We start from the raw sequence: 24,486 nt of genomic DNA, 5'->3' as shown, positions 1-24,486 counted from the left end.
TGGGTGGCGCCGTTCAGCGGTTGACGGCGCGGACGCTGACCGAGGTCGTGGACGGCGTGGCCGTCACCCAGATCTCGGCCCCTCGCTCTATCGGGGCGTCGGCGGTCGCGGCGTACTTCAGTGGTTGGCCGCCGAGCGACAGCAGTACCTCGCCGTAGCCGTCGGCCGGGATGGCGGTGACCACCCGGCCCGCTGAACCGACGAGTTCCGCCTGGTGCGGGGCGCTGCCCTCGCCGTCGCGTTGCAGGGCCCGGCTGAAGCCGTACGTCGCCCAGCCCGCGCCTGCTCCGGCCACGGCCCCCGCGGCGGCTGCCGCTCCCTGCCCGAGCCCCGTGGACCCGAGCACGATCGCCCCCGTGAAGCCGAGCATCGAGACGAAGCCCGCGATCACCGGAAGCGACAGCCACCCGTCGAACAGTCCGTCCAGGGCTCCGTCGAAGATCCCTTCGAGCACCCCGTCGAACACCAGCGAGACAGCGAGCAGCACGACTCCCCCGATGCCGAGACCCAGAAACAAGCCCATGGGCCCTCCCCTCTGATCGCTGCCTTCCCGCTGGACAGCACCAGATTGGCAGGGGGAGGCGGGCTCGCACATTGCCTGCCGTCGGCAATCTTTACGCCTCTTTGACGCACATCGTCGAGGGTCGGGGGCCCTCCTGTCAGTCGGCCACGGTGCCGCGCGGAGCGCCGTAGCCGGAACGCGGTGGGCGCGGCTGGCGGGTACAAGGCATCCTGGGGCCGTGTCGAATCCCTTGCAGGCTCAACTTCCTCTTCCCGCTGGTCAGATGGTTGTTTGTGGCGATGACGGCCTGGCGCGTCGGCTGGCCGCCGAGCTGCGCGACGTGTACCGGGAGCGGGTGACGCTCGTGGTGCCGGAGGGTGTGCACGCGCCGCACGGGGCTGTCGGCCGCTGGAGCGTACGGAGTCTCGGGTTGCGCGGGCGCGTACCCGGCAGCAGGCAGGCGGAACGGTCCTCGCCGGAGGGCGCCGGCAGCCGTCATCTACGTGTCGTGGAGGCGGCGGACCCTGACGAGGGGGCGTTGGTCATGGCGGGGGTGTCCGGGGCGGCCGCGCTGGCGCTGGTATACGAGGACGACGACACGAACGTACGGGCCGCGCTCGTGGCTCGTCGGCTCAACCCAAGGTTGCGGCTGGTGATCCGCCTGTACAACCGCAAGCTCGGTCAGCACCTTGAGGAATTGCTGGACCAAGCGGCGGTCGTGGCCGAGCCGGGTATCGACCTGCGCGAGTTGGACTCGTCGACGACCGTCCTCTCGGACGCGGACACCGCCGCGCCGGCGCTCGCGGCCAGCGCCATCGCCGGGACCAGCAAGGTCATCCAGGCCGACGGTCTACTGCTGCGTGCGGTGGAGCGTACCCCTCCGGGGCGGGGCCAGGTCGCCGATCCGGGCCTGTGCACCCTGGCGCTGCTGTCCGCGACCGCCGCAGATCCTGCCGGAAGCGAAGGGTCGGACCGCAGCGGTAACCAGGGACCGCAACTGCTGCCCGATGAGCGGGCGGTGGCGGCCGCGACCGGCCGCGGCATTGTGGCGCTCGAGGCGATGACGCATGTGGGTCCGGCCGGGTCGGGGCGGCGCCTGGCCGCGGCGTCGCTGCCGGTGGCCTCGCTCTTCTCGCGGCGGCTGCGCTGGTCGCTGGCCGGCATCGTGGCCGCGGTGGCGGGCCTGGCAGTGGCGTCCTGGCTGACCACCGGCGACCACCCCCTGCACGCCGCGTACATCACCCTGCTCGACATCTTCGCCATCAACGACCCGGCGGTCGACGAGGCTCCCGAGCGCAAGACGCTGCAGATCCTGGCCGGCTTCGTCGGCCTGCTGCTCCTGCCGGTACTGGTCGCGGCCGCGCTGGAGGGCCTGGGGGCGTTCCGCAGCGCGACGGCGCTGCGCCGTCCGCCCCGCGGACTGTCCGGTCACGTGGTCCTGCTGGGGCTCGGCAAGATCGGGGCCCGGGTCCTGGTCCGGCTGCGGGAGTTGGAGATCCCGGTGGTGTGCGTCGAGTCCGACCCGGAGGCCCGCGGTCTCGCTCTGGCCCGCCGCATGAGGGTGCCCGTCGTCCTGGGGGACGTCACCGAAGAGGGCGTGCTGGAGGCCGCACGGATCCACCGCGCCCACGCGCTCCTGGCACTCACAAGCGCCGACACAACGAACCTGGAGGCCGCCCTGTACGCCCGTGGGTCAGGCCGGACCTGCGGGTCGTCATGCGGCTGTACGAGGACGACTTCGCGACCGCCGTCTACCGCACGCTGCGCGCCGCGCACCCGGCCGCCCTCACCCGAAGCCGTAGCGTCACGCACCTGGCCGCGCCCTCATTCGCCGGGGCCATGATGGGTCGGCAGATCCTCGGTGCCATCCCGGTGGAGCGGCGCGTGCTGCTCTTCGCCGCCCTGGACGTCGCCGGGCACCCGCAGCTGGAAGGCCGCACCGTCGCCGAGTCCTTTAGGCCGGGGGCGTGGCGGGTGATCGCCCTGGACACCGCTTCACCGGAGGAACGGCTCCCGGACCTGTCGTCCACGCCCGGCGAAGCGGCCGAACTCCACGCCCGTCTGGTGTGGGACCTCCATCCGGGCTACGTCCTGAAGGCCCAGGACCGGGTCGTACTCGCCGCCACGCGGCGGGGGCTGGCCGAGCTCCTCGGCCGCCGGGACGTACACGCCTCGGGTTCCTGATCGGACGCGTCCGGCAGCGGCGGGTAGTGCTGTACCGGGCCCCCGGGCCGTGGGAGCCTTATGGTTCGACTCCCTCCCTGCCAGGAGTGCTCGCCATGCCCCGCCCTTCCCGGACCGGGCGTCCTTCGCCGCTGTTCACCTTCGGCGCCGTGCTGACCGCAGCGGGGGCCGTGATGTACGCGCTGCCGGAGTACAGCAGTGTGCTCCTCGCCCTGTGCGCGTTCGCCGTGGCGACCGCGGCGGCCGTGTGGATCTCCGCCAAGCAGCGGTGACCGGTTAGGCAGCACGCGTTCCGGCGGCGCGGACGCGGCATGCTCACCCGCCTGGTCCGCGTCGCACGAAGCGGGCGTGCACGCAGGACGAACGCGGGGGTCAGGGCTGTCGTGCGGCTCCTGCACACCCCGCGCCAGGTGTACACGAGGCCGCGCGGCTTGACCTGGATCGGTCAGGGGCTCTTGCGGGCCGCCCCAAGCATCGCGAGGCCAGTGATCAGCAGGGAGAGCCCGATGACGAGGAAGGGGAAGCCGGGGCCGGGAAGGACGTACAAGGCGACGCTGACCAGAGTGAGGGGCATCCCTGCGATCAGCATGGCGACCGCCATGCGGCGTTCGGTGATGTTGCGGCGCGCCCACTCCGTGATGCTGCGGCCGTCCATTGGTCAGGCCACCTGCTCGGGGTCGGCTCGGCGTGCCGTGCACTCGGCCTGGATGAAGCAGCCGACAGCGGCCGCGATGCAGACGAAGCCGAGGACCATGCAGGCCATCACGGTATCCGCAGATGCGTCCAGCATTCGGGGCACGGCGTTGAGCGGCATGAGGGTGTAAAAGCAGAGCACGGCCCAGGCATGGGGGCGCGCGGCCAGTCGTCGACCCCGCAGGCCGCGTGGCGTCCAGCCGGCGAGGACCGCCAAGGGGAGGGGCAGCACGAGCAGGGTGCCGGCCGCGAGGGCGATCGCGTGATAGATGGGGTTGCCGTTCATCGGTACCTTCCTGGGTCGGACGCCCACGATAGACGGGGTGCTCGTGACTTTTTCATGCCGGAGTCCGGCAAGTTCGGGTGAGGCGGATTGCTGTCAGGGAACCGTCAATGGGGCGTATGGAACGTGTAAAGTCCGCCGTGGTGTGCCGGGAAGCCTGGTCGGCGAATGGGGATAGCTCTCTTCGCTGATCGGGGTCTTACGTATGGTGCTCGTCGCTGTTTTCGGTGTGGCGCTGCTGGTCGCCGTGCTGCTGTCCGGGCTTGCCGCCCGTACGGTCTTGTCCACTTCACTGCTGTTCCTGCTGGGCGGGGCGCTGGTCAGTGACGGGTTCCTCGGGCTGATCCACATCACGGCGGACAGCGAGATCGTGTCGGTGACTGCCGATCTGGCTCTGTTCGCGGTGCTGTTCACCGACGGCATGCACGTCTCTTTCCCGAAGCTGCGGCAGAACTGGAAGAACCCGGCCCGCGCGCTGGGGCTGGGCATGCCGCTGGCCATGGCCGGCATGGCTCTGATCACGCACTACCTGGTCGGGCTGGATTGGACGACGTCCTTCCTCGTCGGCGCCGTCCTCGCGCCGACCGATCCGGTGTTCGCGTCGGCGATCGTGGGCCGTAAGGAAGTTCCGGCGAAGCTGCGGCAGCTGCTGAACGTGGAGAGCGGCATCAATGACGGCCTCGCGCTGCCCGTCGTCCTGCTTCTGATCGCCGCGGCCGGTCCCACCTCCGGTCAGGCGGATGCCTCCGTCGGTGAGATCGGCCTGGAGCTCGGGCTCGGTCTGGTCTTCGGTGTCGTGCTGCCGCTGATGGTGGCGGGTCTGGTCCGGCTGCGGCTGCTGGGGGCGGAGCCGAAGCTCCAGCCGCTGCTGCCGCTGGCGACCGGGATCATCCTGTACGGGCTGTGTCACCTCACTCACGCCAATCCCTACCTGGCGGCGTTCTCCGCGGGCGCCGTCTTGGCGTCCGTCTCGCCCGAGTCGAAGACGGTGTTCGAGCCGCTGGGCGAGATGCTCGCGGAGCTGGCCAAGTTCGCCGCCCTCCTCGTCTTCGGCGCCCTGCTCACCCCGGCACTCTTCGGCGATCTGTCGGCGGGCGGGTACGTGGCCGTGGTGCTGGCGATCGTGTTGATCCGCCCGGCCTCGTTGCTGGTTTCGCTGCTGGGGGCGCGGATCGAGCGGCGGGAGAAGCTGGTGGCCGCATGGTTCGGGCCCAAGGGTTTCGCGTCCGTCGTCTACGGCCTGCTCGTGCTCCAGGCCGGCATCCCGCAGGGCGAACAGGCGTACACGCTGATCGCCGTCTGTATCGCCTTCTCGATCATCGCCCACTCCAGCACCGACGTCCCCATCGCCCGCCTCTTCGACGTGGAAGACCTCACCGGCATACCGGACGACGACCGGGCCCCCGAGCCGACCGACACCGTTTCGGCACCGCGCAGTGCAATCGACCAGGAGAAGCAGCATGATCGCCCGTGATCTCGCCGAGCCCTACCCGCATGTGATGACCGATGACCAGGCCCTGGACGCCGTGCGCCTGGTCGCCGAACACGACATGGCCGCGCTCCTGGTCCTGGACCGGGACGGCACCCCGTACGCGGTCGTCCCCGGATCGCAGCTGGTGCGGCAGCTGGTGCCCGAGTACGTCATGGAGGATCCGCTGCTGGCCGCGGTCATCGACGACCAGCACGCCGACTCCCTCACCGAGGCCCTGACCGGGAAGACCGTCGCCCAGTGGATCCCGGCGCGTTCCTTCAAGCCCGCCTTCGTCGGGCCCGAGGCCGGGGCGCTGCAGATCGCCGCTCTCATGGCACGTACCCACGTACCGCTGGTCGCCGTCATCGACCGCGACGACGACGGGCGCCGGCTGGTGGGTGTGGTCTCGGCCGCCTCTCTGATGCGTCACCTCCTGGACGTGGGGGGTCAGGGGTGAGCGGCTGGCAGAGCTGGGCGGCCGTCGCGGTCTTCACGGGCGTCTACTTGCTGATCATCACCGAGTGGATCCACCGCGTCGCCGCCGCCCTGGGCGGCGCGGCGCTCATGCTGGCCATCGGCGCCACCGACGACGCGTCGGCCTTCCACTCGGATAAGACCGGCATCGACTGGAACGTCATCTTCCTGCTGCTCGGCATGATGATGATCGTCGGAGTCCTCAAGCGGACCGGTCTGTTCGAGTACCTGGCGATCTGGTCGGTGAAGAAGGCCAAGGCCAGACCGTTCCGGGTGATGGCCATGCTGGTCGTCATCACGGCGGTGGCCTCGGCGCTGCTGGACAACGTCACCACGGTGCTGCTGGTCGCCCCGGTGACGCTGCTGGTGTGCGACCGGCTGAAGCTTTCCCCGGTCCCGTTCCTGCTCGCCGAGGTATTCGCCTCCAACATCGGCGGCACAGCCACCCTCGTCGGCGACCCGCCCAACATCATCATCGCCAGCCGCGCCGGCCTGACCTTCAACGACTTCCTGGTCCACCTCGCACCGCTGGCCGCGGTCCTGACCATCGTCCTGGTAGCGCTGTGCCGGATCATGTTCGCCAGGCACTTCGTCTACGACGAGAAGCGCGCCGCCGCAATCATGGAGCTCCGCGAACGCGAGGCGATCAAAGAGCCCCGCCTGCTCATCCAGGGCCTGGCCGTCCTGGCGCTGGTCGTGACCGGGTTCGTGCTGCACCCCGTCCTGCACTACGCGCCCAGCGTCGTCGCCCTCCTGGGCGCAGGTCTGCTGATCGCGATCTCCAAGGTCGAGACCGGAGAGGTGCTCGGCGAGGTCGAATGGCCGACCCTGGCCTTCTTCGCCGGCCTGTTCGTCATGGTCGGCGCGCTCATCGAGACCGGCGTCATCGGAGAACTCGCCAGCTCCCTCGCAGGTGTCATCGGGGGCGCCCAGCTGGGCGGCACGATGCTCCTGCTGGGCGGATCGGCCGTCCTGTCGGGGATCGTCGACAACATTCCCTACGTGGCCACCATGGCGCCCATCACCAGCGAACTCGTCACCGACATGGGAGGCGACCCCGACCACGTCATGTGGTGGGCCCTCGCGCTGGGCGCCGACCTCGGCGGCAACGCCACCGCCATCGGCGCCTCCGCCAACGTCGTCGTCCTCGGCATCGCCGAACGCAACCGCCACCCCATCACCTTCTGGCAGTTCACCAAATACGGCCTCATCGTCACCGCCGTCACGATCGCCATCTCCGCCCTCTACCTGTGGCTGCGCTACTTCGCCCTGGCATAAGAAACCGGCCGCCCCCTCCCCCTCCAGGGAGGAGAGAAGGAGCCCCCGTATGGCACGCAGCCGCCGCGTGGAGGCCGTCTCCATCGCCCTGTGGTGGGGCGCTTTCACCACACTCTTGTGGGGTGCGGGGCAAATCCGCGACACACCTGCCTCGCTGGTGACGTGTGCGGCGAGCGCCGCCCTCTTGATCAGCCTCGGTGAAGTGGCCCACTGGGTGCGCTGCCGCATCCGGGATCGGGCGGCACGCAACAACCGCACGCCCTGAGGTACACGCTCACGCCTCGGTGTCGGGCCAGGCGAGCAGGCGGGCGCCGATCACCGCGGTCTGCAGGGTGTAGCGGTTGACCGGGTCGGCCGGATCCGCGCCGGTCAGGGTGTGGATCCGCTCCAGCCGGTAGGTCAGCGCCCGCACGCTCAGCGACAGCTTCCGTGCGGCCTCGGTCGCCACACAGCCGCTGTCGAAGTACGCGGTGAGGGTGTCGATGAAGGTCCGCGCGCCGCCGCGCCCGTTGCGGAGCGGGCCCAGCACGTTCTCCACCAAGTCGGCCATCGCCTGCCGGTCCCGCGTCAGGACCGGGTAGACCAGCAGGTCCGCAGCGTGCAGTACCGGCCCGTCCAGGCCCATCCGTTCCGCCAGTTCGAGGGCGTTGAGCGCCTCCTCGTAGGAGTGCACCACGCCGCCGGCGCCCGGATGGGAGCGGCCTATGGCCACTTTGCCGCCATCGGTGGCGGCGTACGCCTGCTTGGCGAAGAACGCCAGAACATCCGGCTGGTCACCGGGGGCCACACAGATCAGCCGCCCGTCCTTCGTGGCGAGCAGAATCTGCCTGCCTGCGAACCGGGCCAGCACCGCCGACTCGATCCCGCGGGCCACCGGATACCCGTCCCCGTACGGCTCAGGTCCGCTCGCCACGGCCACCGCGTGCGCTTGCGACAGACGCAGTCCGAAGCGTTCGGCACGCTCCGCCAGCCGGCCCAGATCGCTGCGCCCGAAGAGGAGGTCGTCGATGAACTCGCGACGTGCGGCCTCCTCCTGGCGCACGGCCTGGTGCTGGGCGCGCTCGTAGCCTTCGACGAAGGCGTCCACCGCCTGTTCGGTCACGGCAAGCAGCGAACCCGCCTGCTGGATCGGCACCCGGGTGAGGACCTCCTGGGACACCGCCAGGTGCTCGCGGATCATCACGCGCAAAGTGAGACCCAGCTCCGCGGCCCGCTCCCCCTCGGCGCGGCGTGCCTCCAACTCGGAGCGCGTCATCCGACGCCCGGTGCCACAGGCGTCGCGCAGGCACTCCACATACCCCGCCAGCTGGTCTCGCGGTGCTTCCCGCTCCGTCACACACTCCCCCGTCCTCGTCGCGTCGGCGAACCCGTTGACGCGCAACCAGATTGCCACAGGCAGCAAAGAGGTCCTTCACCGGCAGCGAATGGCGGGTGAAGACTGCCGGACGACGGCAATGCGCTGCCCCGAAGCGGCGGAGAAGATCAAGGAATGCCCTGTGCCGAGGACAGCTGCGCCGTGCCCGGCAACCGGTGGCCGCCGCCCGGCCATAGTCGACGCGGCAGGCATCAACCGGCGCGCACCCGCGGCCCCCAGACCGTCGTCGGCCCGTGGTTCGTCCGCGAGCATGGGCATCTACGGGTCTGCAGGGGACACCGCGTTTCGACCTGAACGGGGGCGGTCGTGTCGGACAGCGACACGTGGACAACCACGCGGCATCTCGCGGCGGTACGGGCAGAGGCAGCGGGACAAGTACCCAGTCCGGCAGGCGTCCCACCCGCCGCCACGTGCGCCAGGGGGCTGGTGAGACACCTTCCCCGGTCGCAGTCACTGTGCTCGGGTGGGACCGGGACTGGTCAGGGGGTGTCGCCGTGCCACAGGAACGGGCCCTCGGCATCGTCCTCGACCGGCGCGTAGAACGCCCGACCACCCGACCCGTACAAACCCTTGTCCGTGATCAGCAACGTACCCTCCACCCGCTGTCCCACAGGCCAGCCGGTGACATCGAGGAGCAGGCCGTCCAGGGGCCCGCCCAAGAGTCTCGCGTACACGTGATCGGGCCGCGGAGCCGGCTCCTCGCCGCTGTCGTCTGAACCGCCGTATACCCGCCGCACATCCATCGCATCCACCCCGCCAGCCTGCCCACACACCCACCCCGCCACCCGCCCAACGCGGAAGACACCGCGCCCATCCTGCTCTTCACACAAGGCGAATACCGCAGGAATACACAGAGTTGCATGGTCATCGCCCACGCGCACGACGGCCACCCTCCCGCTCGAACGACGGTGGCCTGCGAGCCGGACGGGTGCCAGGCTCCAGGGCCCGAACCGTAGGCTGCCGCACCGTCACGCGCCGGGTGGGCAGCTTGGCGCGGCGGTTGAGGTCAGGGCGGAGCCAGGAGGGCACCGGCACGAGCGGCCGCCGGAACACCTTCGTCGGGTACGCGCGTCATCACGCGAGCGGGCGGGAACGATTCCGCGGTGAAGCCGACATCCGAAGAACCTGGGGCCACCGAGGGACAGGGGCCGCCCGAGGGCGGGAGTTGCCGGCGGCACGAAGGGCCGGTGTTACCCGAGCTCCTCGTCTGTTGGAGCGTGCCGACCTCCGTCCGCCCCTGCGACCCCTGTGGCGGACTGTCGCGCGCTACAGCCCAGACGCCCGTGGGAGGGTGACCCCGTGACCACGACGACGCTGCAATGCGCGGACACCCCCCTACCCTCGGCCCAGGGCCTGCCCTGGGCGGTCGGCGTGGGGCGGGCCTGCTTCGCCTGCGGCACCAAACTCACCGCCGGCGCCGTCTCCCGCGGAAGGATCTCCAGCCGGCAAGGAGTCCACAACACCGACATCGAGGTGTGGGCCTGCCCCAGTACAAGGCCCACCTCATGAACGCGCGCGCCGCACATCCCACCGGTCGACAAGACGATCGGCCGCCCATCTGCCGGCGGTGTGGAGCCCGGGCCCTGACGATCGGTGGCCCCGAAGGCGGAGTCACCGTGCACGAGAGGGCCTGCCCCAACCGACGCGAAGGCGAACCGGCAGCCCGCCGCCCCGCCCCACCTGATTCCGGCTTGCCCGGATCGGGGTGACTGCCGAGGCGGCGGGCCCAACCATGGTGCGCCGCTCCGGCAGCCCGGGGTACGCGCCGATACGCGGGCACACACCCTTGGTGTGGTGCCTGGGTCGGGACGGATGCCCCGCGAGTGATCCGGTCTCAGGTCGGCTCCGCTACGCCGGCGATGGCCGCGCGCGAGGGTGGCATGGTCACTCGCAGGCGATGCCGTCGCCATCGCGGTCGAGGTGGCGGTCGAAGCCAGGGTCCCCGCGGCGGATCGGAGCTGCCCCTGCATCCCTGACCGCCGTGCAGTTGCGGTAATAGGCACTGCCACCTCCCCCGCTGGTCGAACTCCCCCCTGACGACGCCCCCACGGCCGCCGGAGCATCATCCGAGGTCCCCTTCCCGTCGTCAGCCCGCGCCGGGGCCGGGGCGTGTGGCCGGCTCGGCGGAGCCTGGGGAACCTGCGGCTGGGCCGGGGCGGCAACGGGCGGGACCGACGCCAGTGCGGAGACAGACGGCGAGACAGGTGTGGGTGACGCCGAAACGGGTGTCGACGAGGACGTGGAAGAGGGGGCGGCCAAGGTGGGGGCCGACGCGGTGACGGTGACGGTGACCACCGGCCGGGAACCGGGCTTCGCATCGTCACGCACGGGCTTCGGGCCGGAGGCGGTGACGAGCAGTACACCGAACCAGATCGAGGCCAGGACCACGGTTACCGCCCGGCCGGCCTTGTCCCAGCGGGCCATGAACGCGAGCGCGGCACCGAGTGGCGGGACCACGAGCGTGGCGAGAACAACGGCGGGAACCGCCAGCGCCGGGTGCCAGCGGCGCGGCGGGGCCGGCTGGAACGTGGCGGTATCAGCAGGAGGGAACACGAATCTCCAGACAGGACGAATGGGATGGCGGGAACCACGGCTCGTGAACACCGCGTCGCCCGCCCCGGCTTCACGGGCAGGACGGGCACGGGCACGGGCTGAGGTTGGGGGAACGGGCGCCGACCGCACTGGTCGCGGACGCGGCACGCGCCCTTGCGGGGTCCCGCGACACCGGGGGCAGCACGGGTATCACCCGATCAACGGCCCCGCGGGCGAACGGTTACCGACACCACGCCGACCGCAGCGGCCGGCACGCATGTCCCCACCCGCACGTCGGAGAAGCCCCTCTTGCCGGCAGGAAAGCGACTCTCCCACCAGACACCAGACGGCATCCTCGCCCCGTGTGTCGTTGACTGACGCGCAGTGGGCGCGGATCGAGCCGTTGGCCGCACTCGAACTGACGGGCCATGCCAGGGTCATTCGGGAAGAGCTGAAAGCCCGTGCCGTTGCCCTGACAGGTGGGTCTGGGCTCGGGGAACTCCTGGCGTACACCCTGGCCGAGACGAACAGGCGCCTGTCGGTGACGTCCTCTGGGTGCGGCGTCCTCGCCTACGCACAGGGCCGAGCCCGCCTCATCAAGGGCCTGCACCGGTCCCTGGAGCGCGTGGAACAGCACCCGGCGACACCACGAGCCACACACTCATCGCTCGCGCCGACATACCGACGGGTGGGGTTGACCAGCAGACCTCAGGGGAAGTCTCTGCCCTGCGGACCTCTGCTCGATGGGGGTCCCGTGGCGTACGCAGCCACTGTGCGAGAGCAGGGGAACCTTCCAGGGCGGGGTTGGTGCATGGTGGAACGACGCATGTCGGTTGCGACGCACTGGGGCAGTTTTGTCGCGGTGGTCGAATCCGGCCGGTTGGTGCGAATCGAGCCGAGGGGCGACGACCCTGCGCCGTCGCCTATCGGCCCCGGAATGGTGACGGCCGCCGACGACCACGCTCGCGTGTTGCGCCCCGCGGTGCGCAAAGGCTGGCTGAACGGCCTGCCGCGCGTCCACGACACGGCCAGAGGCGCGGACGCCTTCGTGGAAGTGAGCTGGGACGACGCGCTCACGTTGGTCAGTGATGAGCTGTCTCGGGTGCGTTCACAGCACGGAGACAGTGCGGTGTTCGGCGGGTCCTACGGCTGGGCGAGTGCGGGCGCGTTCCACAATGCGCAGGGGCAACTCCACCGGTTCCTGTCGTTAGGCGGGGGATACACCGACTCGCGCAACACGTACAGCACCGCGGCTTTGGAGGTCATCCTTCCCCATGTAATCGGCGGGCATCCGTGGAGCTACCAGTCCCGGATGCCGATGTGGGGCGAGATCGCCGAGAACTGCGAGCTCGTGGTGGCGTTCGGAGGGCTGGCCCTGAAGAACAGCCAAATCAACCCTGGTGGGCTGGCAAGGCACCAGACGCAGGACCTGCAGCGCCAGTGTCGTGAGGCCGGGGTGCGGTTCGTGAACGTCAGCCCTATCCGCAGTGACGTCGCCGGCTTCCTCGACGCCGAGTGGCTGCCCGTCGTCCCCAACACCGACACCGCCGCGATGCTCGGCATCGCCCACACGATGCTGGTCAACGGCTGGCACGACGAAGACTTCCTTCGCCGGTGCTGTACCGGGTTCGATCGCTTTGCCTCCTACCTGCTCGGCGAGCTCGACGGCGTCCCCAAGGACGCCGCCTGGGCGGCGAGGATCACGGGCATCAGCCGTGACGCGATCATCGACCTCGCTCGGCGCCTCACAGCCCAGCGCTCGATCATCATGGTCAACTACGCGGTGCAACGGGCAGACCACGGCGAACAGCCGATCTGGATGTCCGTCGTGCTGGCCGCCATGGCGGGCTCGATGGGCCGGCCCGGCTGCGGCTGGGGCGCAGGGTACGCGACGATGGACGCGACCGGCGTTGCCCCAGGCCGCCCCTCGGTGGCAACGATTCCGGCGGTTTCCAACCCCGTTGCGGATTTCATCCCGGTCGCGAGGATCGCCGACACCCTGCTGCATCCGGGCAAGACCATCGACTACGACGGGCAGCGGCTCACCTTGCCCGAGCTGCACCTCGTGTACTGGTGCGGAGGAAACCCGTTCCACCACCACCAGGACCTGCATCGGTTGACCCGCGCCTGGCAGAGACCTGACACCGTGGTGGTTCACGAAGCCTGGTGGAACACCACCGCCAAGTTCGCGGACATCGTCCTGCCCGTCGCCACCAGCCTGGAACGCGACGACTTCGCCGCCGGCTTCTCCGACCCCCACCTCGTCGCCATGCCGAAGGTCCGCGAGCCGGAAGGCGAGTCGCGCACCGACCACCACATCTTCGCCGCCCTGGCCGCCCGGCTCGGATACGAGAAAGAGTTCACACAGTCGCGTTCCGAGACCGAATGGGTACGGCACCTTTACGATCAGACGAGGGTCCAGCTCGGCGACGAGACCACCTTGCCAAGCTTCGAGGACTTCTGGCGAAGCGCCGCTGCTGAGCTGCCGGCGCTGACTGGACCGTTTCCCGGGAGCTTCGAGGCGCTCCGCTCAGATCCGCAACAGTTCCCCCTGCCGACGCCGTCGGGCCGGATCGAGATCTTCTCCGAGGAAATCGACTCGTTCGGCTACGACGACTGCGCCGGGCATCCGACGTGGTTCGAACCAGTGGAGTGGCTTCACGCTGATCTGGCGGACCGATTCCCGCTGCACTTGATTTCGAACCAGCCCGCCTCACGCCTGCACAGTCAGTACGACAACGGCGGCCACAGCCTCAGCTCAAAAATTCGAGGGCGCGAGCCCGTGACGCTCAATCCGGCGGATGCCGCGTCGCGCGGTATCGAAAACGGCACGATCGTACGCGTCTTCAACGACCGAGGCAGCTGCCTCGCGGGCGCGGTCCTGTCTGACGACGTCATGTCAGGCGTCGTGCAACTGTCCACCGGCGCGTGGTGGGATCCGGTCCAGCCGGGCCTCAGCGGGACACTGGACCGTCACGGCAATCCGAACGTCCTCACGGCGGATCGGCCGTGCTCACGCCTGTCCCAAGGGCCGAGTGCTCTCAGTGCGCTGGTCGACGTCGAGGTCTATGCCGATCTTCCGCCTGATGTGCTCGCCTTCACGCCACCCGACCTCCGACATTGATACGAAGACTTCCTGCCTCGTCGGGCGCGTTCCCGTGTACGCCCTTGTCAGGCGCGTAGTAGGCCGGTCAGTCCGTCGAAAGCCCCCTCACTCGCCGTTTGCGTCTGTGTGACGACGTGAATACTGTGCGCAGCCATGACTGCACTTCAAGACCTCAAGTACGGCCAGTGGTTCAGGGGCGCCGACGTCGACGGCGACGGGTTCATCACCCAGCGGGACGTCCGCAACATGAGCGAGCGCTACATCGCCGCCCGCGGCGCCACGCCGGACTCCGCCACCACCCACCAGCTCACCGAGGGGATGGACGGGTTCTGGACGAACGTGATCGCCCCCATGGATCAGGACGGTGACGGGAAGGTCGATCTGCGGGAAATGACCGAAGGGTTCAAGCGGGTCCTGACCGACCCCGCCCTGTACCCGGAACAGATCGAGCCGGTGACCAACTGTTTCTTCGACCTGGTCGATCTCAACGCCGACGGCAAGATCGATCAGGCGGAGTTCCAGCAGATGTTCGACGCGGTCGCCGGCGTTCCCGTCGAGGACGGTGCCGCGGCCTTCGCCGCTTTGGACCGGGATGGCTCCGGCGCACTGGACCGCGCCGAGTTCCACCAGGCGCTCACGGAGTTCTTCTACGGCAACAACCCGGACGCTCCAGCCAACCACCTCTTCGGGAAAGTCACCGCGTGATACTCCAGCTTTAGATCGCGATCCTCATGCTTGATTGGCTTGTCGATCGGGCCTGGCGGCGCGTCGCCTGTGGGGCCAGTCGAGCCGGTGGTCTGTGCCGTAGACGCGGCGGACGGCCAGGTGAACAGGTGCTGGATCTCGTTGCAGGTGAGGGGGGCAGCCCCTCCGGACCGGGGTGGCCGGCGTGTTCGTCGGCGCGGATGACGGGGCGGAAGGCGTGCACGAGCATCGCGAGGGTGACCCAGCGGTGCCAGAACGTCCAGTGTGTGACCTGGTGTTCGTCCAGTCCGGCCAGGCCCTGGCCGGAGGAAGGTTTCTGATCGCCCAACAGTCCGCCGGCGTCGGCATTCCTTCGGTGCCCGGGATCCGGGCAACAGCGTGGCCCGGGCCGCCAAGCGCCGCCCGGACGGGGCGTACAGGACCGGCTGCACGAACGGACGTCAGTTCGGAGCCAGCACTTCGCTGTCGCCTCCGGCGCGCGCAAAAACGTCACTGCTCATGGCACCTTTGAGGTACGAATTAAAACTCCGACCACCCGAATCAGGTAATAGGAATGTTGTGCGGATGGAGTGGGAACTTCTTCATCGCAGGGCACATATTCTGGATGCCGCGAGGTGCCTGGACAACGGCCGATCCTCCTCCAGCGATTGCTGTTTGGGCTGCTCAACGCTCCGGCGGCCGCCGCTGCGGCCGCTCCTTCCACGCGCCTCGCCCCCACCCCTATCCCTTCGGATCCGAGCGATTCCCGACGCAAGTGCCGTCCGTTTACGACGCGGATAGGCCGCCGTTTCGTGATTCTGTTCAGAATCGGACACCTCATGACGACCGAGTACACAGGAATCCCGGTAACGGCGCCGCCGACCAACGACGACTACCGGCTGGGTGCCGACTCCTACACCGACGAGCAGCGGACCGCGGTCCTCGCCAAGCCGGAGGGATACCTCGGCGAGCAGCGCGGTCGTCTTCTTGGCTATCAGGTGAACCTGTCGCTCGACGGCCACGCCGCGCTGGGCCCGTTCCTGGGCTTCCACCTCAACAACATCGGGGACCCGTTCGTCGACAGCCACTACAGCCTGCACTCGCGGTGGCTGGAGCGGGCCGTCCTTGAGCACTATGCCCGCCTGTGGCACGTGGCCCTGCCCGAGGATCCGGACCGGCCCCGCGAGGAGGACGGGTGGGGGTACGTGCTGTCCATGGGCAGCACCGAGGGCAACCTGTACGCGATGTGGAACGCGCGGGACTACCTGGACGGCAACGCCCTGGTGCGTGACGAGGTCTCCGGCGATACCAGCTGCCGCACCAGCTACCTGCGGGCCCAGCATCCCGACGACAACCCCAACGCCTACCTGCCGGTGGCGTTCTTCTCCCGGGAGACCCACTACTCGCACATCAAGGCGATGCGGGTGCTGGACATCCCGACCTTCTACGACCTGGGCGGAAGCCTCTACCCGGGCCAGTGCCCGATCGATGTGTCCGGCACCGGGATGCCGACGTACAACGGCTGGCCGCTGGGCGGGGTCCCGACCACCGGCGGCGACGAGGGGCCGGGCACCATCGACATCGACGCCCTGGTCGCCGTCGTGGACTTCTTCGCCGCCAAGGGACACCCCGTCCTGGTCAACTTCAACGTCGGCAGCGTCTTCAAGGGCGCCTTCGACGACGTCCAAGGCGCCTGCGAGCGCCTGCGGCCGATCTTCACACGGCACGGACTCGTCGACCGCACCGTGCGATTCGACCCCGACGACCCCAACCGTGTCAGCACCCGCAACGGGTACTGGATCCACGTCGACGGAGCCATGGGAGCCGCCTACGCCCCCTACCTGGAGAAGGCCCGCGACACCGGCCTCACCGACACCGCACCCCCGGTCTTCGACTTCCGGATCCCCGAGGTGTCCTCCATCGTCACCAGCGGCCACAAATACCCCGGCGCGCCCGTCCCCACGGGAATCTACATGGCACGCGCGGGAGCCAAGCTCCGCCCGCCGTCCGACCCCGCATACGTCTCCTCCCCCGACAGCACCTTCGCCGGCTCCCGCAGCGGCTTCGCAGCCCTCGCCATGTGGAACCACCTCGCCCAGCTCAGCGAAGAACAGCAGATCCGCCAGGCCGCCGACGTCTCAGGAATCGCCCAGTACACCGCCCGGCGCCTGCGCGAACTCAGCGACCGACTCCGGGACCGCTCAGAGCCATGGGCCGAGGACGGCATCGAGGTCGGCCACGCCGACCACGCCCTCAGCATCTGGTTCCAGCAACCCCGCGCCGACATCACCCGCAAATACTCCCTGGCCTGCATGCCCCTCAACCTCGGCGGTCGCCGCCACGACTACAGCCACGTCTACGTCATGCCCCACGTCACCCGGCAACTCATCGACGAACTCCTCGCAGACCTCGCCCAGCCCGGAGCCTTCGACCGCTCCACCGACCCCGACGCCCAACGACCCCCACTCCCCCACCAACGCTGACCCATAACCCTCCGGTCGCTCGGCGTCCGTAACGGTGGACCAGCCGGACAACTGGTCCTCCCCGTCGACGCCTTCGGCCAGGGTCAGCCACGGGCCATAAAGCCGGAACCAGTACGTGGCGCCCCCGGTACCGGCCGGCAGCACCGAGGAAACCGTCGGCCCCGCGGGGGATGCCGATCCTGTCGTGGGCGAGGAGCCAGGCAACGACTGTGTGCCGGTCGAGCTGCGGGTGCACGTCCTTGCCGGCCACCCGGGTCGGGGAAGTCGGGGTGCCGGCGGAGCCAGTTCACCACCGTGGCCCGGCCACCCTGGCGATCCACGCCACCTCCGCCAGGAACGCCCGATCGTCAGCCGGGGCAATCGGGTCAAGAGCTGCGAGCGATGAGCCACGCCCCGCCACCACGGTGCGCACGGCCCGCCAGTCCACCGAGGGCCGGACCACCTCCAAAAGCGCGACGTCCTCGGCTGCGCAGAGGGCGACTGTGGTCACCCCACCCTGCCGTTTGTAGTCGACGTCCACGGAGCCGACCGGGGACAGCCAACTGAGACGCGAAACGCTTATGCGTGGGCAATTGTCCGGTTGTTGGGGGGAGTGACGTATCGCGGATGCCGTCCTGGCGACCCCCGAGCACGGCGGCACCGCCCCACAGTTGTCAGGCCGTGGCGAAAGGGCCTGGCCATGCCGCAGATGTCGAAGGTCGAGCTGTACGTGACGATCCGTCGGGACCACCGCGGTGGCATGAGAATCCGGGAGATCGACCGCAAGACGCCGACGCAGCCATCGCTCCAAAAGGTCCGCTTGATTGTGTCCGCCGCCAGCACGTGCCAGCGGACACCGTTCCTCTCATGCACCCTCAGCGTGTTTCAGGACGCGCCCGATAGGCTCGCCGCACCCGCGCCGACATGGGTGCGCAGGGCAGGGCCGCAATCGGACAGGCTCACCCCTCGAAGATGCAGTGCAGCGGCCCGACACAGCCCCGGACCGGACCGCTACGCAGCATCGATCGCCGGCCGTTGACGGCCAGCCTCACCGCGCAGGGCCGGTGACTGGGCCGGTAACCCTGTTACCCGGCCAGTCACCGAGTCGCGGTTACCACCGCGCCTGTTACCAGTCCTGACCAGCGGAAAGACAACCCTCAGGGGTCACTTGCGCACCTAGGTAACCGGGGTTGCACCGCAGGGAGCGCGATCATGCCGTCGCCCGCACGGCCGCGACGCCGGTCCGAGTACGCCGGCCGTGGCCGTCATGCCGCGCAATCAAGCCGTCACTAGGCCTCTGACCAGCGGGGCTGGCCAAGGGCGCGGCTCCGCCGCAGTGGGCGTAGCGTGGAAAGTGGAGCCCGGAGGGGTGGTCCACCCCCCGGGTGCCGTGGTTGGATCGCACACCCCCGCCGGGCGGGCGGTTGTTCGGTAGGCGCCCGCCCGGCCACGCACGACGCGGCCCCGACATACCAGGCCGGTGTGTCGGGGCCGAGGTACGGGCCGGGTCGTACTGCCCCGGAGCGCTCTGGGCACCGGCCCTGACCCGCACACCCGTATAGGCGAGAACTGGCACCGCCTCTTATGCGACCCACGGCGCGCAGAGCGCGGATCCATGCAGGGCACCTGCAATGCCTGGTATACGATCTCGGATTCCAGGTCTCGCGTATTCAACATCAGGTGTTAAGGCCCCGTCTCTCTTAGTCGGTTTTGATGGCTTCCAGGGGGTTGAGCCGGGCTGCGCGGCGGGCCGGCCAGAGGGCGGCCAGTACCCCGACAACGCCGGACATCAGGAAGAAGAACGCGATGCGGCCGTAGGGGATGTCCATCGTGTATGTCCGCAGGATGCCCGTGATCGACTTTCCGGCAGCCCAGGCCAGGAAGAACCCGAGGCCGATGCCGAGTACGGCGCCGAACAGCGCGATGGTGATCGCCTCGATCCGTACCATCTGCTTGATCTGTGTGCGGTGAAGGCCGATCGCCCTCAGCATCCCGATCTCGTGCTTGCGCTCGAAGACCGACAAAGGAGCTGCGGTCGAGGGTGCCCGTGGCGGCGCCGACGATCCCTCGGTGGTGTCCCGGCGGCAAACCTTGACCCAGTCGTGGGCCAAGGGCCGCGGGCAACGCTGCATCACATACGATCGGATGCGCGGACGGTCTGGCCTGTCGAAATGTCGGCGAGGTACGGCAGAGGCGTCAGAGAGTTCCCTGCCAGAAAACGGTTGATTAGATCGTTAAATTCCTTCGACCGCTCATTGTTCAACATGTGGCCGCATTGCTTGATGACTGCCACAGTGCAGTCGGCGATGTTACCGGCGAGTTCCCTGCCTGATCCGGGGGGTGTAATCCTGTCGTGCTCGCCGTATACGGCCAGGGTCGGAACTCCTTCGATCAAACCCGGCGGGATCACCTCTGCACCAGGGTTCAACATCAGGTCATTATGATATTGGACGTACCTGATGTAATCCTCGCGCGGGAGCCGGGAAAGCTTGTGGCGTAGCGCGAGGGCGATCATGGCCGCAGAACGGCGCCCCCGTGTGCTGTTCGAGAGTGTCAGAGTTTCCGCAATAATTCCCGCGAATTCCTTTCGCCTCGCACGGTCGCCACTAAGCGATGGCTTGAGGGTGATAAACCGATCGATGTGCCGGATCAGCTCTTCGGTCTCCCGGCTGAGGTTCTGGGAGGGGGCCCCGACCAGAACCAGCCGAGAGATCCGGTCACCGTACTGATGCGCCAAGCGGTACCCCAGAGGCCCGCAAGCGGAGGCTGCAAGCACATCACACCGTTGGATACCGAGCGAGTCCAGGATATTCACTGTCGCTCCGAGCAGGAACTCCCAGGTAAGTCGAGGAACCGCTGATGTGGCGGTGGTCACGCCGGGGAGTTCCACGAAGACAAGACGCCTGATGTCAGCGAACTCCGCTTCCAGGCGGGGCCATGAGTGCAGGGGATACATGATTCCCGGCAGGACCAGGAGGGTGTTAAGGCGGCTCTCTGTCGCGGGCGTGACCACTCGACACAGATAGTCACTTCCCTTCCAGTCAAGCGTATGAGTGACGGAGGACGCACCGCCGAATTTCATGGACATCTTCTACTCTCACAATTCCACGTGATCGGAATTCCCGCACCAACTCGATTCGCCAATACTGCTTTCAGCGTGCCCCAATTCGTCCGGCGCACTGTCGATTCTTGCTGCGCCCGCCATGTGGAGCTGGGCGCCCACGCCTGCCAACACGGACAGAACAGTGCCTGACATGAATTTTCCCTGCATTAGATATGACAATCCGCCGATGCGCAGGATGAGTTCCACTCGTGCCACGCGACAGCCCCGCACCATACAACCGCTGCCCTAGTGCCCACGACCACCCCGATCGGAGACACCAGCCGTCCGGCCCGAAGGGCCAACTGATTGATTCAGGCGGTGGGCGCCCCTGTCTTTTGTTCCGCTGGGACCGCTTCACGGCACCAATCACCGCCGCTAATCGTGCGGAACCGCCGAAATTGATGGCATCGCTTCCGAACCAGCCGTACCGGTAGGGACCTATGACCTGCTTCACCCGTACGAGCGAGGTCACTAAGCTCAGCAGTACGTCCGGGCCTTCTTGATGGCGGGTTCGGCCCTTTGGATGTCGGAGGTCACGTTGAGCAGATGCTGCGCCTCCCTCAGGGCGTCGGCGAGCGGCTGGAACTTGGCGTCCGCCAGGGCGGCCGCCCTGGCCAGTTCCTCGGCGCCGACGAGGCGGGCCATCGCGATGTCGAATGCCTGCCCGCCGTCGGTACCGGGCATCCGTTCCGGCAGCCGACTCACGGCCGCACAGGCCAACTCGGCGCCGGTGCCCTGGATCTTGCCGGACGCCGCCCCCGACTGACAGGCCGTCAGAGCCAGCAACAGACCGACCGCGGCCACAGCGGTTGTTCGGACGCCTCATCAGTTCCCCCGCTCGAAGACTTCCGGCCATCCTCGGGGGCTTCGCCCAGGTGCCGATCGAGTCCACCAGATCGAAACGGGCCTTGGCTCGCACTCCAGAGTCGAGTTCGCGTAGTCGGCGGATGACGGAGACGAGGCCGAGGACCTGCAAGAAGGCCAAGCCGAGAAAGATCCACTTGAACCAGTCGGGTATATCCACGGCGCGCACTGGTATCGCTAGCCCGGAACCCTAAGGGACCGGCCTTGTGTCTGCTGCGCGGGAGGGTGTCTAGTCCCACCGCGGCGACGTCGAGGCCAGCCCCAACGAGGCCCGCCCCATGCCAGTCACACCAGCAGCGGATTTCGACAGGCACCGAGCAGCCGTCAACCGAGCACCCTGTGACTGTCCGTGACCACGGATGTTATCCAGGCATGACGATCAAAAAGATGACCGCAGCCGTGCTGCTCACCACCGCGACCGTGGGAGCAGGCATGGTCACGGCAGTACCTGCCAGCGCGGGAGGAGTCGGCGATTTCCTGTCCCCGGCCTTCGGGACCGACTGCGCCAACCTGAACACCGGCGCCCAAGCCGCGGGCCACACCACCCGAGGCAGCGGAGCCGCCGGCGGCAGCCTCCTCGGCCTGCCCATCGGCACCCCACTCAACCAATGCGGCGGAGCCGACATGCCGGTGCAGAAAACGCTGATCAACTGCGAGAACTCTCAGGCTGGTTCTTCTCTGGTCAATAAGTCTTCCGTGCTCGGCCCGTGCGCCCAAGTACCGGCAGATGGAGGCATCCTCGGGGGTTAAGGTTCCCAGGCCAGGAAAGCAGCGGGCCCAGGGCAGGCCTGACCAGGTAGGGGTGTAGTAGATATACCAAAGGCTGGGCCCCATTAGGGGCCCAGCTCCTTTGTTGTGCCCACATTGTCCGCTCGACCGGAGGCTTGGCATCAGTGGGGGCTTCGGCTTTCCCTGCTCCTGCGGAACGTGGGTGGTACATGTCGGGGCCCTCGGCCAGGAGGAACAAACGTTGCCACAGCAGCAGCGCGACGCGCCAAGGGGACAGACACATCCGATCAACCCATCAACACGTCCCAGTGCCGACAACTCGCTGCGCCTCACACGCGAGAAGCATGTGAAAGATGTGCCCCGGCCTCCGCCCTCCTACTGTCGCCGCGGCCGGCCCGCTCCTCGCGGCCAGGGGGTACCGCCTACGCGGCGTCGATCGCCGCTCGTCGCCGGACAGCCAAGACCGGCGGCCCCGAATCGGACGGCGCCGACACCGACCGGCGCGCGACCCTCAGGCCCGGCTGCGGCCACTGGTACAACCGCGACAGAACCGACGTCGAGCCGTCGGCATCGATCGCCACCTGATAGACGACCCGCCCGTCCGCGTGGTCCTGGCGCGACTTGACCGGCGCGAACCGCCACGCCCCGCACGACCACACGGCCAGGGCCGGGCGGTCACCGGCCGGCCACGTCCACACCCGAGGCGCCGGCCCGTCCTGCGGCCCCCACGGCCGCAAGGCGACCGGCTCCACCGGCTCGTCCGCGCTCATCAGCCGGCGGCGGACCGCAGGACCTTACAGCCCTGGCACAGGGGCGAGGCGACGTGGCCGTACCTGCAACAGGGCTGGCGACACCGTGCGCACGGGCCGATCTGGGCGGGTGCGCAGGTCAGTACGGGCTGTCTCACGGCGGCCCTCCGCCCTTTCAGCTTGGTCCGCTGGAGGGGCGGTCGTGGAAGTCCGAGACACTCCCCGGTCCGTTCCCGAGGAGTACGGGCTGACCGCTGTCGGGGACAGTGCGGCGGACCCGGGACGCTGCGGGTTGAACGGGAGCGCCTCACCGTCCGGATACTCGGTCGGAAGCGTGGGGCCAGTGCCGTAGGGTGGTGTTCACGACGCGGGGTGGAGCAGCTCGGTAGCTCGCTGGGCTCATAACCCAGAGGTCGCAGGTTCAAATCCTGTCCCCGCTACCAACGCAACAGCCCCCTCGACCACCAGGTCGAGGGGGCTGTTCGCATTCAACGCCCGCGTGTGCCGTGGAGACGGCCGGGTGCATGCGAATCGGGCGGTTCTACTCGCCGGGCCGCTGCTTCACGATCTTGATGTCCGTGGCGCCCTCCGCCTCGAGATCTGCCTTTCGGTGTTCGGCGCTGGGCTGGTCGTAGCTCACCGCGGACACCATGGCCTTGCCGTCGCTCGCGCGTACCCACTTCACCCGGTAGTTGACCATCGCTACGCCTCGTCCGCTCCGCACTCGTCGGCTCAGATCAGCAGGCCGTGTCTTTGCATCCAGTACGGATGTCCGCCCGCCCCAGATCGACCGGATTTCATCCAACAACTCCGGGTAGTGCTCTCCGTACGTGTTCAGCGCATGCCACACCGCATCCAGAGCTGCTTTGAGCGGGTCGGGTTCGGCAGCAGCGAGTACGGCGGGGAGAGCGAAATGCGGCTGTGAGATGGGCCCACGGACCTGCGGTGTGCCGGCAGGGAACACGAGCTCGGTGAACACCATCGGTGCCTGGCTGTCCGGTAGCCGGTCAAGCTCGTAGCTCGTCTCCCCGTCGCTCTCTTCTGCGGTCTTGACCCACATCAACCCTGCCGGCGCCGGGGGAAAGTACCGCCCCCGCTGGGGCGGTACTGCGCCGAGAACATCCGGGCCCGGTTCGAGAGGGGTGGACTCCAGAGCCTCCCGCATCCGGGCCGCGTCGTCGAAAGGGGGCGGTAGCGGATGCCCCTGCGGCAACGCGGCGAGCGCCCCAGCGACCCACGGCACATCGGTCAGGCCCGCCACCTCGCAGGCCCGCTGAGCGGCGAGCACCGCCACGGCACGCTGGACGTCTGGATCCGCGGCGCCGAGGTCGTGGACCAGGTCACTGTCGAAGTCGAGCAGCCCCAGGACGTTGCTCTCGCGGACACGGCGCAGCGACTCACTCGGCAGTCTTCCGCCCCACCGCCACCTCTCGTAGTGCAGCTGCGGATCCTCCGTGACCTCTACCTCATCTGAGACCAGCTTGTGCACAACGCCCCCGTTCGGGACGGCCTCTGAAATCCCTATCGGACCTGCCGTCACGTCTCCCGCATCATGCCGCAGGCCACTGACACGCCCGGGACACGGGCCGGGGTGACGCGGCCGAGCGGTTGTTCACGTCCGGCCACCGTGGCTCTTGCGTACGGTAACCGCCGCCCATCTCCTGGCGCCGACTGGCTACGACGCCGTTCAGGTCGGCTCGCCTTGACAAGTACCGGCCCCCCAGAACTTTCAGAGAGCCCACCGGACAGCACACCGACTCAGAGACAGACCGACCAAAAACCCACGAACCTGAACCGCACCCTCACACCGTCCAACGACCAGACCCGCAACCGCCCAGACCCAAAGCCCGACGAACCGAACCACCCGGGCAACCGCCCAGGCACAGACCGAAGAACCGAAGACCAACCCCAACAACCAAACCCAAACCCACATACAAGAAAGTCCGGCCAGTCACCGGCCGCGATACCAGGTCTGACCAGGGACGACACCAAGGGGG

At 68.5% G+C, this 24,486-nt stretch carries 22 protein-coding genes, 1 tRNA gene and 3 pseudogenes; 12 read left to right on the top strand and 14 right to left on the bottom strand.

Annotated features, from left to right (window positions below; genetic code table 11):
* Nucleotides 1–13: 13 nt before the first annotated feature.
* On the bottom strand, nt 14–523 hold the full coding sequence (locus OG906_RS34240) for a hypothetical protein (protein ID WP_329438770.1): 510 nt from the start codon (nt 521–523) through the stop codon (nt 14–16).
* A 262-nt stretch (nt 524–785) separates the two neighbouring features.
* Between OG906_RS34240 and OG906_RS34235 the strand changes: the two are divergent.
* Nucleotides 786–2,686 (top strand): annotated as a pseudogene (locus OG906_RS34235) (NAD-binding protein).
* Between the two features lie 95 nt (nt 2,687–2,781).
* A complete protein-coding gene (locus OG906_RS34230) occupies nt 2,782–2,958 on the top strand; it encodes a hypothetical protein (RefSeq protein WP_329438772.1) in 177 nt (58 codons plus the stop codon).
* Between the two features lie 173 nt (nt 2,959–3,131).
* Here OG906_RS34230 and OG906_RS34225 read toward each other — a convergent pair whose 3' ends face one another.
* Nucleotides 3,132–3,341 carry a hypothetical protein gene (locus OG906_RS34225; RefSeq protein ID WP_329438774.1) on the bottom strand — a complete coding sequence of 70 codons (210 nt, stop codon included), beginning with the start codon at nt 3,339–3,341 and terminating at the stop codon, nt 3,132–3,134.
* Nucleotides 3,342–3,344: 3 nt separating this feature from the next.
* Entirely contained in the window at nt 3,345–3,665 is a 321-nt protein-coding gene (locus tag OG906_RS34220) for a hypothetical protein (RefSeq protein WP_329438775.1), read from the bottom strand.
* Nucleotides 3,666–3,867: 202 nt separating this feature from the next.
* Between OG906_RS34220 and OG906_RS34215 the strand changes: the two genes are divergently transcribed.
* From OG906_RS34215 to OG906_RS34200, 4 genes are read left to right on the top strand one after another with little or no spacing between them, the layout of a single operon-like run.
* On the top strand, nt 3,868–5,136 hold the full coding sequence (locus OG906_RS34215) for a cation:proton antiporter (RefSeq protein ID WP_329438777.1): 1,269 nt from the start codon (nt 3,868–3,870) through the stop codon (nt 5,134–5,136).
* Entirely contained in the window at nt 5,123–5,590 is a 468-nt protein-coding gene (locus OG906_RS34210; protein ID WP_329438779.1) for a CBS domain-containing protein, read from the top strand. The genes OG906_RS34215 and OG906_RS34210 overlap by 14 nt, the downstream gene beginning before the upstream one ends.
* On the top strand, nt 5,587–6,885 hold the full coding sequence (locus tag OG906_RS34205) for an ArsB/NhaD family transporter (protein ID WP_329438781.1): 1,299 nt from the start codon (nt 5,587–5,589) through the stop codon (nt 6,883–6,885). Before OG906_RS34210 ends, OG906_RS34205 begins: the two co-directional genes overlap by 4 nt.
* A 49-nt stretch (nt 6,886–6,934) precedes the next feature.
* On the top strand, nt 6,935–7,150 hold the full coding sequence (locus tag OG906_RS34200) for a hypothetical protein (RefSeq protein ID WP_329438783.1): 216 nt from the start codon (nt 6,935–6,937) through the stop codon (nt 7,148–7,150).
* A 9-nt stretch (nt 7,151–7,159) separates the two neighbouring features.
* Here OG906_RS34200 and OG906_RS34195 read toward each other — a convergent pair whose 3' ends face one another.
* A complete protein-coding gene (locus OG906_RS34195; protein WP_329438785.1) occupies nt 7,160–8,140 on the bottom strand; it encodes a PucR family transcriptional regulator in 981 nt (326 codons plus the stop codon).
* 599 nt (nt 8,141–8,739) lie between these two features.
* Nucleotides 8,740–9,003 (bottom strand): hypothetical protein, encoded by a 264-nt coding sequence (locus tag OG906_RS34190; RefSeq protein ID WP_329447882.1) that lies wholly within the window; start codon nt 9,001–9,003, stop codon nt 8,740–8,742.
* Nucleotides 9,004–9,559: 556 nt separating this feature from the next.
* On the opposite strand from OG906_RS34190, the gene OG906_RS34185 reads away from it, so the two are divergent.
* Nucleotides 9,560–9,769 (top strand): hypothetical protein, encoded by a 210-nt coding sequence (locus tag OG906_RS34185; protein WP_329438787.1) that lies wholly within the window; start codon nt 9,560–9,562, stop codon nt 9,767–9,769.
* 375 nt (nt 9,770–10,144) lie between these two features.
* Here OG906_RS34185 and OG906_RS34180 read toward each other — a convergent pair whose 3' ends face one another.
* Nucleotides 10,145–10,684 carry an excalibur calcium-binding domain-containing protein gene (locus tag OG906_RS34180; RefSeq protein WP_329447883.1) on the bottom strand — a complete coding sequence of 180 codons (540 nt, stop codon included), beginning with the start codon at nt 10,682–10,684 and terminating at the stop codon, nt 10,145–10,147.
* 919 nt (nt 10,685–11,603) lie between these two features.
* Between OG906_RS34180 and OG906_RS34175 the strand changes: the two genes are divergently transcribed.
* Nucleotides 11,604–13,916: a molybdopterin-dependent oxidoreductase gene (locus OG906_RS34175; protein WP_329438788.1), complete on the top strand. Its 2,313-nt coding sequence runs from the start codon at nt 11,604–11,606 to the stop codon at nt 13,914–13,916.
* Between the two features lie 135 nt (nt 13,917–14,051).
* Nucleotides 14,052–14,603, top strand: coding sequence for an EF-hand domain-containing protein (locus tag OG906_RS34170; RefSeq protein ID WP_329438790.1), 552 nt, complete (start codon nt 14,052–14,054; stop codon nt 14,601–14,603).
* A 24-nt stretch (nt 14,604–14,627) separates the two neighbouring features.
* On the opposite strand, the pseudogene OG906_RS34165 reads toward OG906_RS34170, so the two are convergent.
* Nucleotides 14,628–14,910, bottom strand: a pseudogene (locus OG906_RS34165) (IS701 family transposase); the annotation flags it as partial.
* A gap of 511 nt (nt 14,911–15,421) precedes the next feature.
* Here OG906_RS34165 and OG906_RS34160 point away from each other — a divergent pair.
* The gene (locus tag OG906_RS34160; RefSeq protein WP_329438792.1) at nt 15,422–17,065 is read left to right on the top strand and encodes a histidine decarboxylase; all 1,644 of its coding nucleotides are present in this window, start codon (nt 15,422–15,424) and stop codon (nt 17,063–17,065) included.
* Between the two features lie 286 nt (nt 17,066–17,351).
* Here the strand turns inward: OG906_RS34160 and OG906_RS34155 are convergent, their stop codons facing one another.
* The 5 genes and pseudogenes from OG906_RS34155 to OG906_RS34135 form a co-directional block, all read right to left on the bottom strand.
* Nucleotides 17,352–17,585, bottom strand: a complete 234-nt coding sequence (locus tag OG906_RS34155) for a hypothetical protein (protein WP_329438794.1) — start codon at nt 17,583–17,585, stop codon at nt 17,352–17,354.
* 1,159 nt (nt 17,586–18,744) lie between these two features.
* Nucleotides 18,745–19,068, bottom strand: a pseudogene (locus tag OG906_RS34150) (ABC transporter permease); the annotation flags it as partial.
* Between the two features lie 107 nt (nt 19,069–19,175).
* Nucleotides 19,176–20,132 (bottom strand): alpha/beta fold hydrolase, encoded by a 957-nt coding sequence (locus OG906_RS34145; protein WP_329438796.1) that lies wholly within the window; start codon nt 20,130–20,132, stop codon nt 19,176–19,178.
* A 9-nt stretch (nt 20,133–20,141) separates the two neighbouring features.
* On the bottom strand, nt 20,142–20,354 hold the full coding sequence (locus OG906_RS34140; RefSeq protein ID WP_329438798.1) for a hypothetical protein: 213 nt from the start codon (nt 20,352–20,354) through the stop codon (nt 20,142–20,144).
* A 270-nt stretch (nt 20,355–20,624) separates the two neighbouring features.
* Complete coding sequence (locus OG906_RS34135) at nt 20,625–20,933, bottom strand: hypothetical protein (protein WP_329438800.1); 309 nt, start codon at nt 20,931–20,933, stop codon at nt 20,625–20,627.
* Nucleotides 20,934–21,383: 450 nt separating this feature from the next.
* Between OG906_RS34135 and OG906_RS34130 the strand changes: the two genes are divergently transcribed.
* Nucleotides 21,384–21,761: a hypothetical protein gene (locus tag OG906_RS34130; protein WP_329438802.1), complete on the top strand. Its 378-nt coding sequence runs from the start codon at nt 21,384–21,386 to the stop codon at nt 21,759–21,761.
* A 401-nt stretch (nt 21,762–22,162) separates the two neighbouring features.
* Here OG906_RS34130 and OG906_RS34125 read toward each other — a convergent pair whose 3' ends face one another.
* Entirely contained in the window at nt 22,163–22,510 is a 348-nt protein-coding gene (locus OG906_RS34125) for a hypothetical protein (RefSeq protein WP_329438804.1), read from the bottom strand.
* A 345-nt stretch (nt 22,511–22,855) separates the two neighbouring features.
* Here OG906_RS34125 and OG906_RS34120 point away from each other — a divergent pair.
* Nucleotides 22,856–22,932: transfer RNA gene (locus tag OG906_RS34120), tRNA-Met, on the top strand.
* A 98-nt stretch (nt 22,933–23,030) separates the two neighbouring features.
* On the opposite strand, the gene OG906_RS34115 is transcribed toward OG906_RS34120, so the two are convergent.
* On the bottom strand, nt 23,031–23,978 hold the full coding sequence (locus OG906_RS34115) for a hypothetical protein (RefSeq protein ID WP_329438806.1): 948 nt from the start codon (nt 23,976–23,978) through the stop codon (nt 23,031–23,033).
* Nucleotides 23,979–24,486 lie beyond the last annotated feature (508 nt).

Origin of the sequence: Streptomyces sp. NBC_01426 (assembly GCF_036231985.1) — a bacterium.
In the GTDB taxonomy this organism is placed as follows: domain Bacteria; phylum Actinomycetota; class Actinomycetes; order Streptomycetales; family Streptomycetaceae; genus Streptomyces.
The sequence above is the reverse complement of the archived record's forward strand: the minus strand, read 5'-3'. Positions and strand labels throughout refer to the sequence as shown.

Coding starts and splice junctions, on each gene's coding strand:
- OG906_RS34180 (WP_329447883.1), bottom strand. CDS start 10,684: ATGGCCCGCTGGGACAAGGCCGGCCGGGCGGTAACCGTGGTCCTGGCC.
- OG906_RS34200 (WP_329438783.1), top strand. CDS start 6,935: ATGGCACGCAGCCGCCGCGTGGAGGCCGTCTCCATCGCCCTGTGGTGG.
- OG906_RS34225 (WP_329438774.1), bottom strand. CDS start 3,341: ATGGACGGCCGCAGCATCACGGAGTGGGCGCGCCGCAACATCACCGAA.
- OG906_RS34125 (WP_329438804.1), bottom strand. CDS start 22,510: ATGAGCGCGGACGAGCCGGTGGAGCCGGTCGCCTTGCGGCCGTGGGGG.
- OG906_RS34195 (WP_329438785.1), bottom strand. CDS start 8,140: ATGACGCGCTCCGAGTTGGAGGCACGCCGCGCCGAGGGGGAGCGGGCC.
- OG906_RS34190 (WP_329447882.1), bottom strand. CDS start 9,003: ATGGATGTGCGGCGGGTATACGGCGGTTCAGACGACAGCGGCGAGGAG.
- OG906_RS34220 (WP_329438775.1), bottom strand. CDS start 3,665: ATGAACGGCAACCCCATCTATCACGCGATCGCCCTCGCGGCCGGCACC.
- OG906_RS34145 (WP_329438796.1), bottom strand. CDS start 20,132: ATGTCCATGAAATTCGGCGGTGCGTCCTCCGTCACTCATACGCTTGAC.
- OG906_RS34210 (WP_329438779.1), top strand. CDS start 5,123: ATGATCGCCCGTGATCTCGCCGAGCCCTACCCGCATGTGATGACCGAT.
- OG906_RS34130 (WP_329438802.1), top strand. CDS start 21,384: ATGACGATCAAAAAGATGACCGCAGCCGTGCTGCTCACCACCGCGACC.
- OG906_RS34160 (WP_329438792.1), top strand. CDS start 15,422: ATGACGACCGAGTACACAGGAATCCCGGTAACGGCGCCGCCGACCAAC.
- OG906_RS34170 (WP_329438790.1), top strand. CDS start 14,052: ATGACTGCACTTCAAGACCTCAAGTACGGCCAGTGGTTCAGGGGCGCC.
- OG906_RS34175 (WP_329438788.1), top strand. CDS start 11,604: ATGGTGGAACGACGCATGTCGGTTGCGACGCACTGGGGCAGTTTTGTC.
- OG906_RS34215 (WP_329438777.1), top strand. CDS start 3,868: ATGGTGCTCGTCGCTGTTTTCGGTGTGGCGCTGCTGGTCGCCGTGCTG.
- OG906_RS34230 (WP_329438772.1), top strand. CDS start 2,782: ATGCCCCGCCCTTCCCGGACCGGGCGTCCTTCGCCGCTGTTCACCTTC.
- OG906_RS34240 (WP_329438770.1), bottom strand. CDS start 523: ATGGGCTTGTTTCTGGGTCTCGGCATCGGGGGAGTCGTGCTGCTCGCT.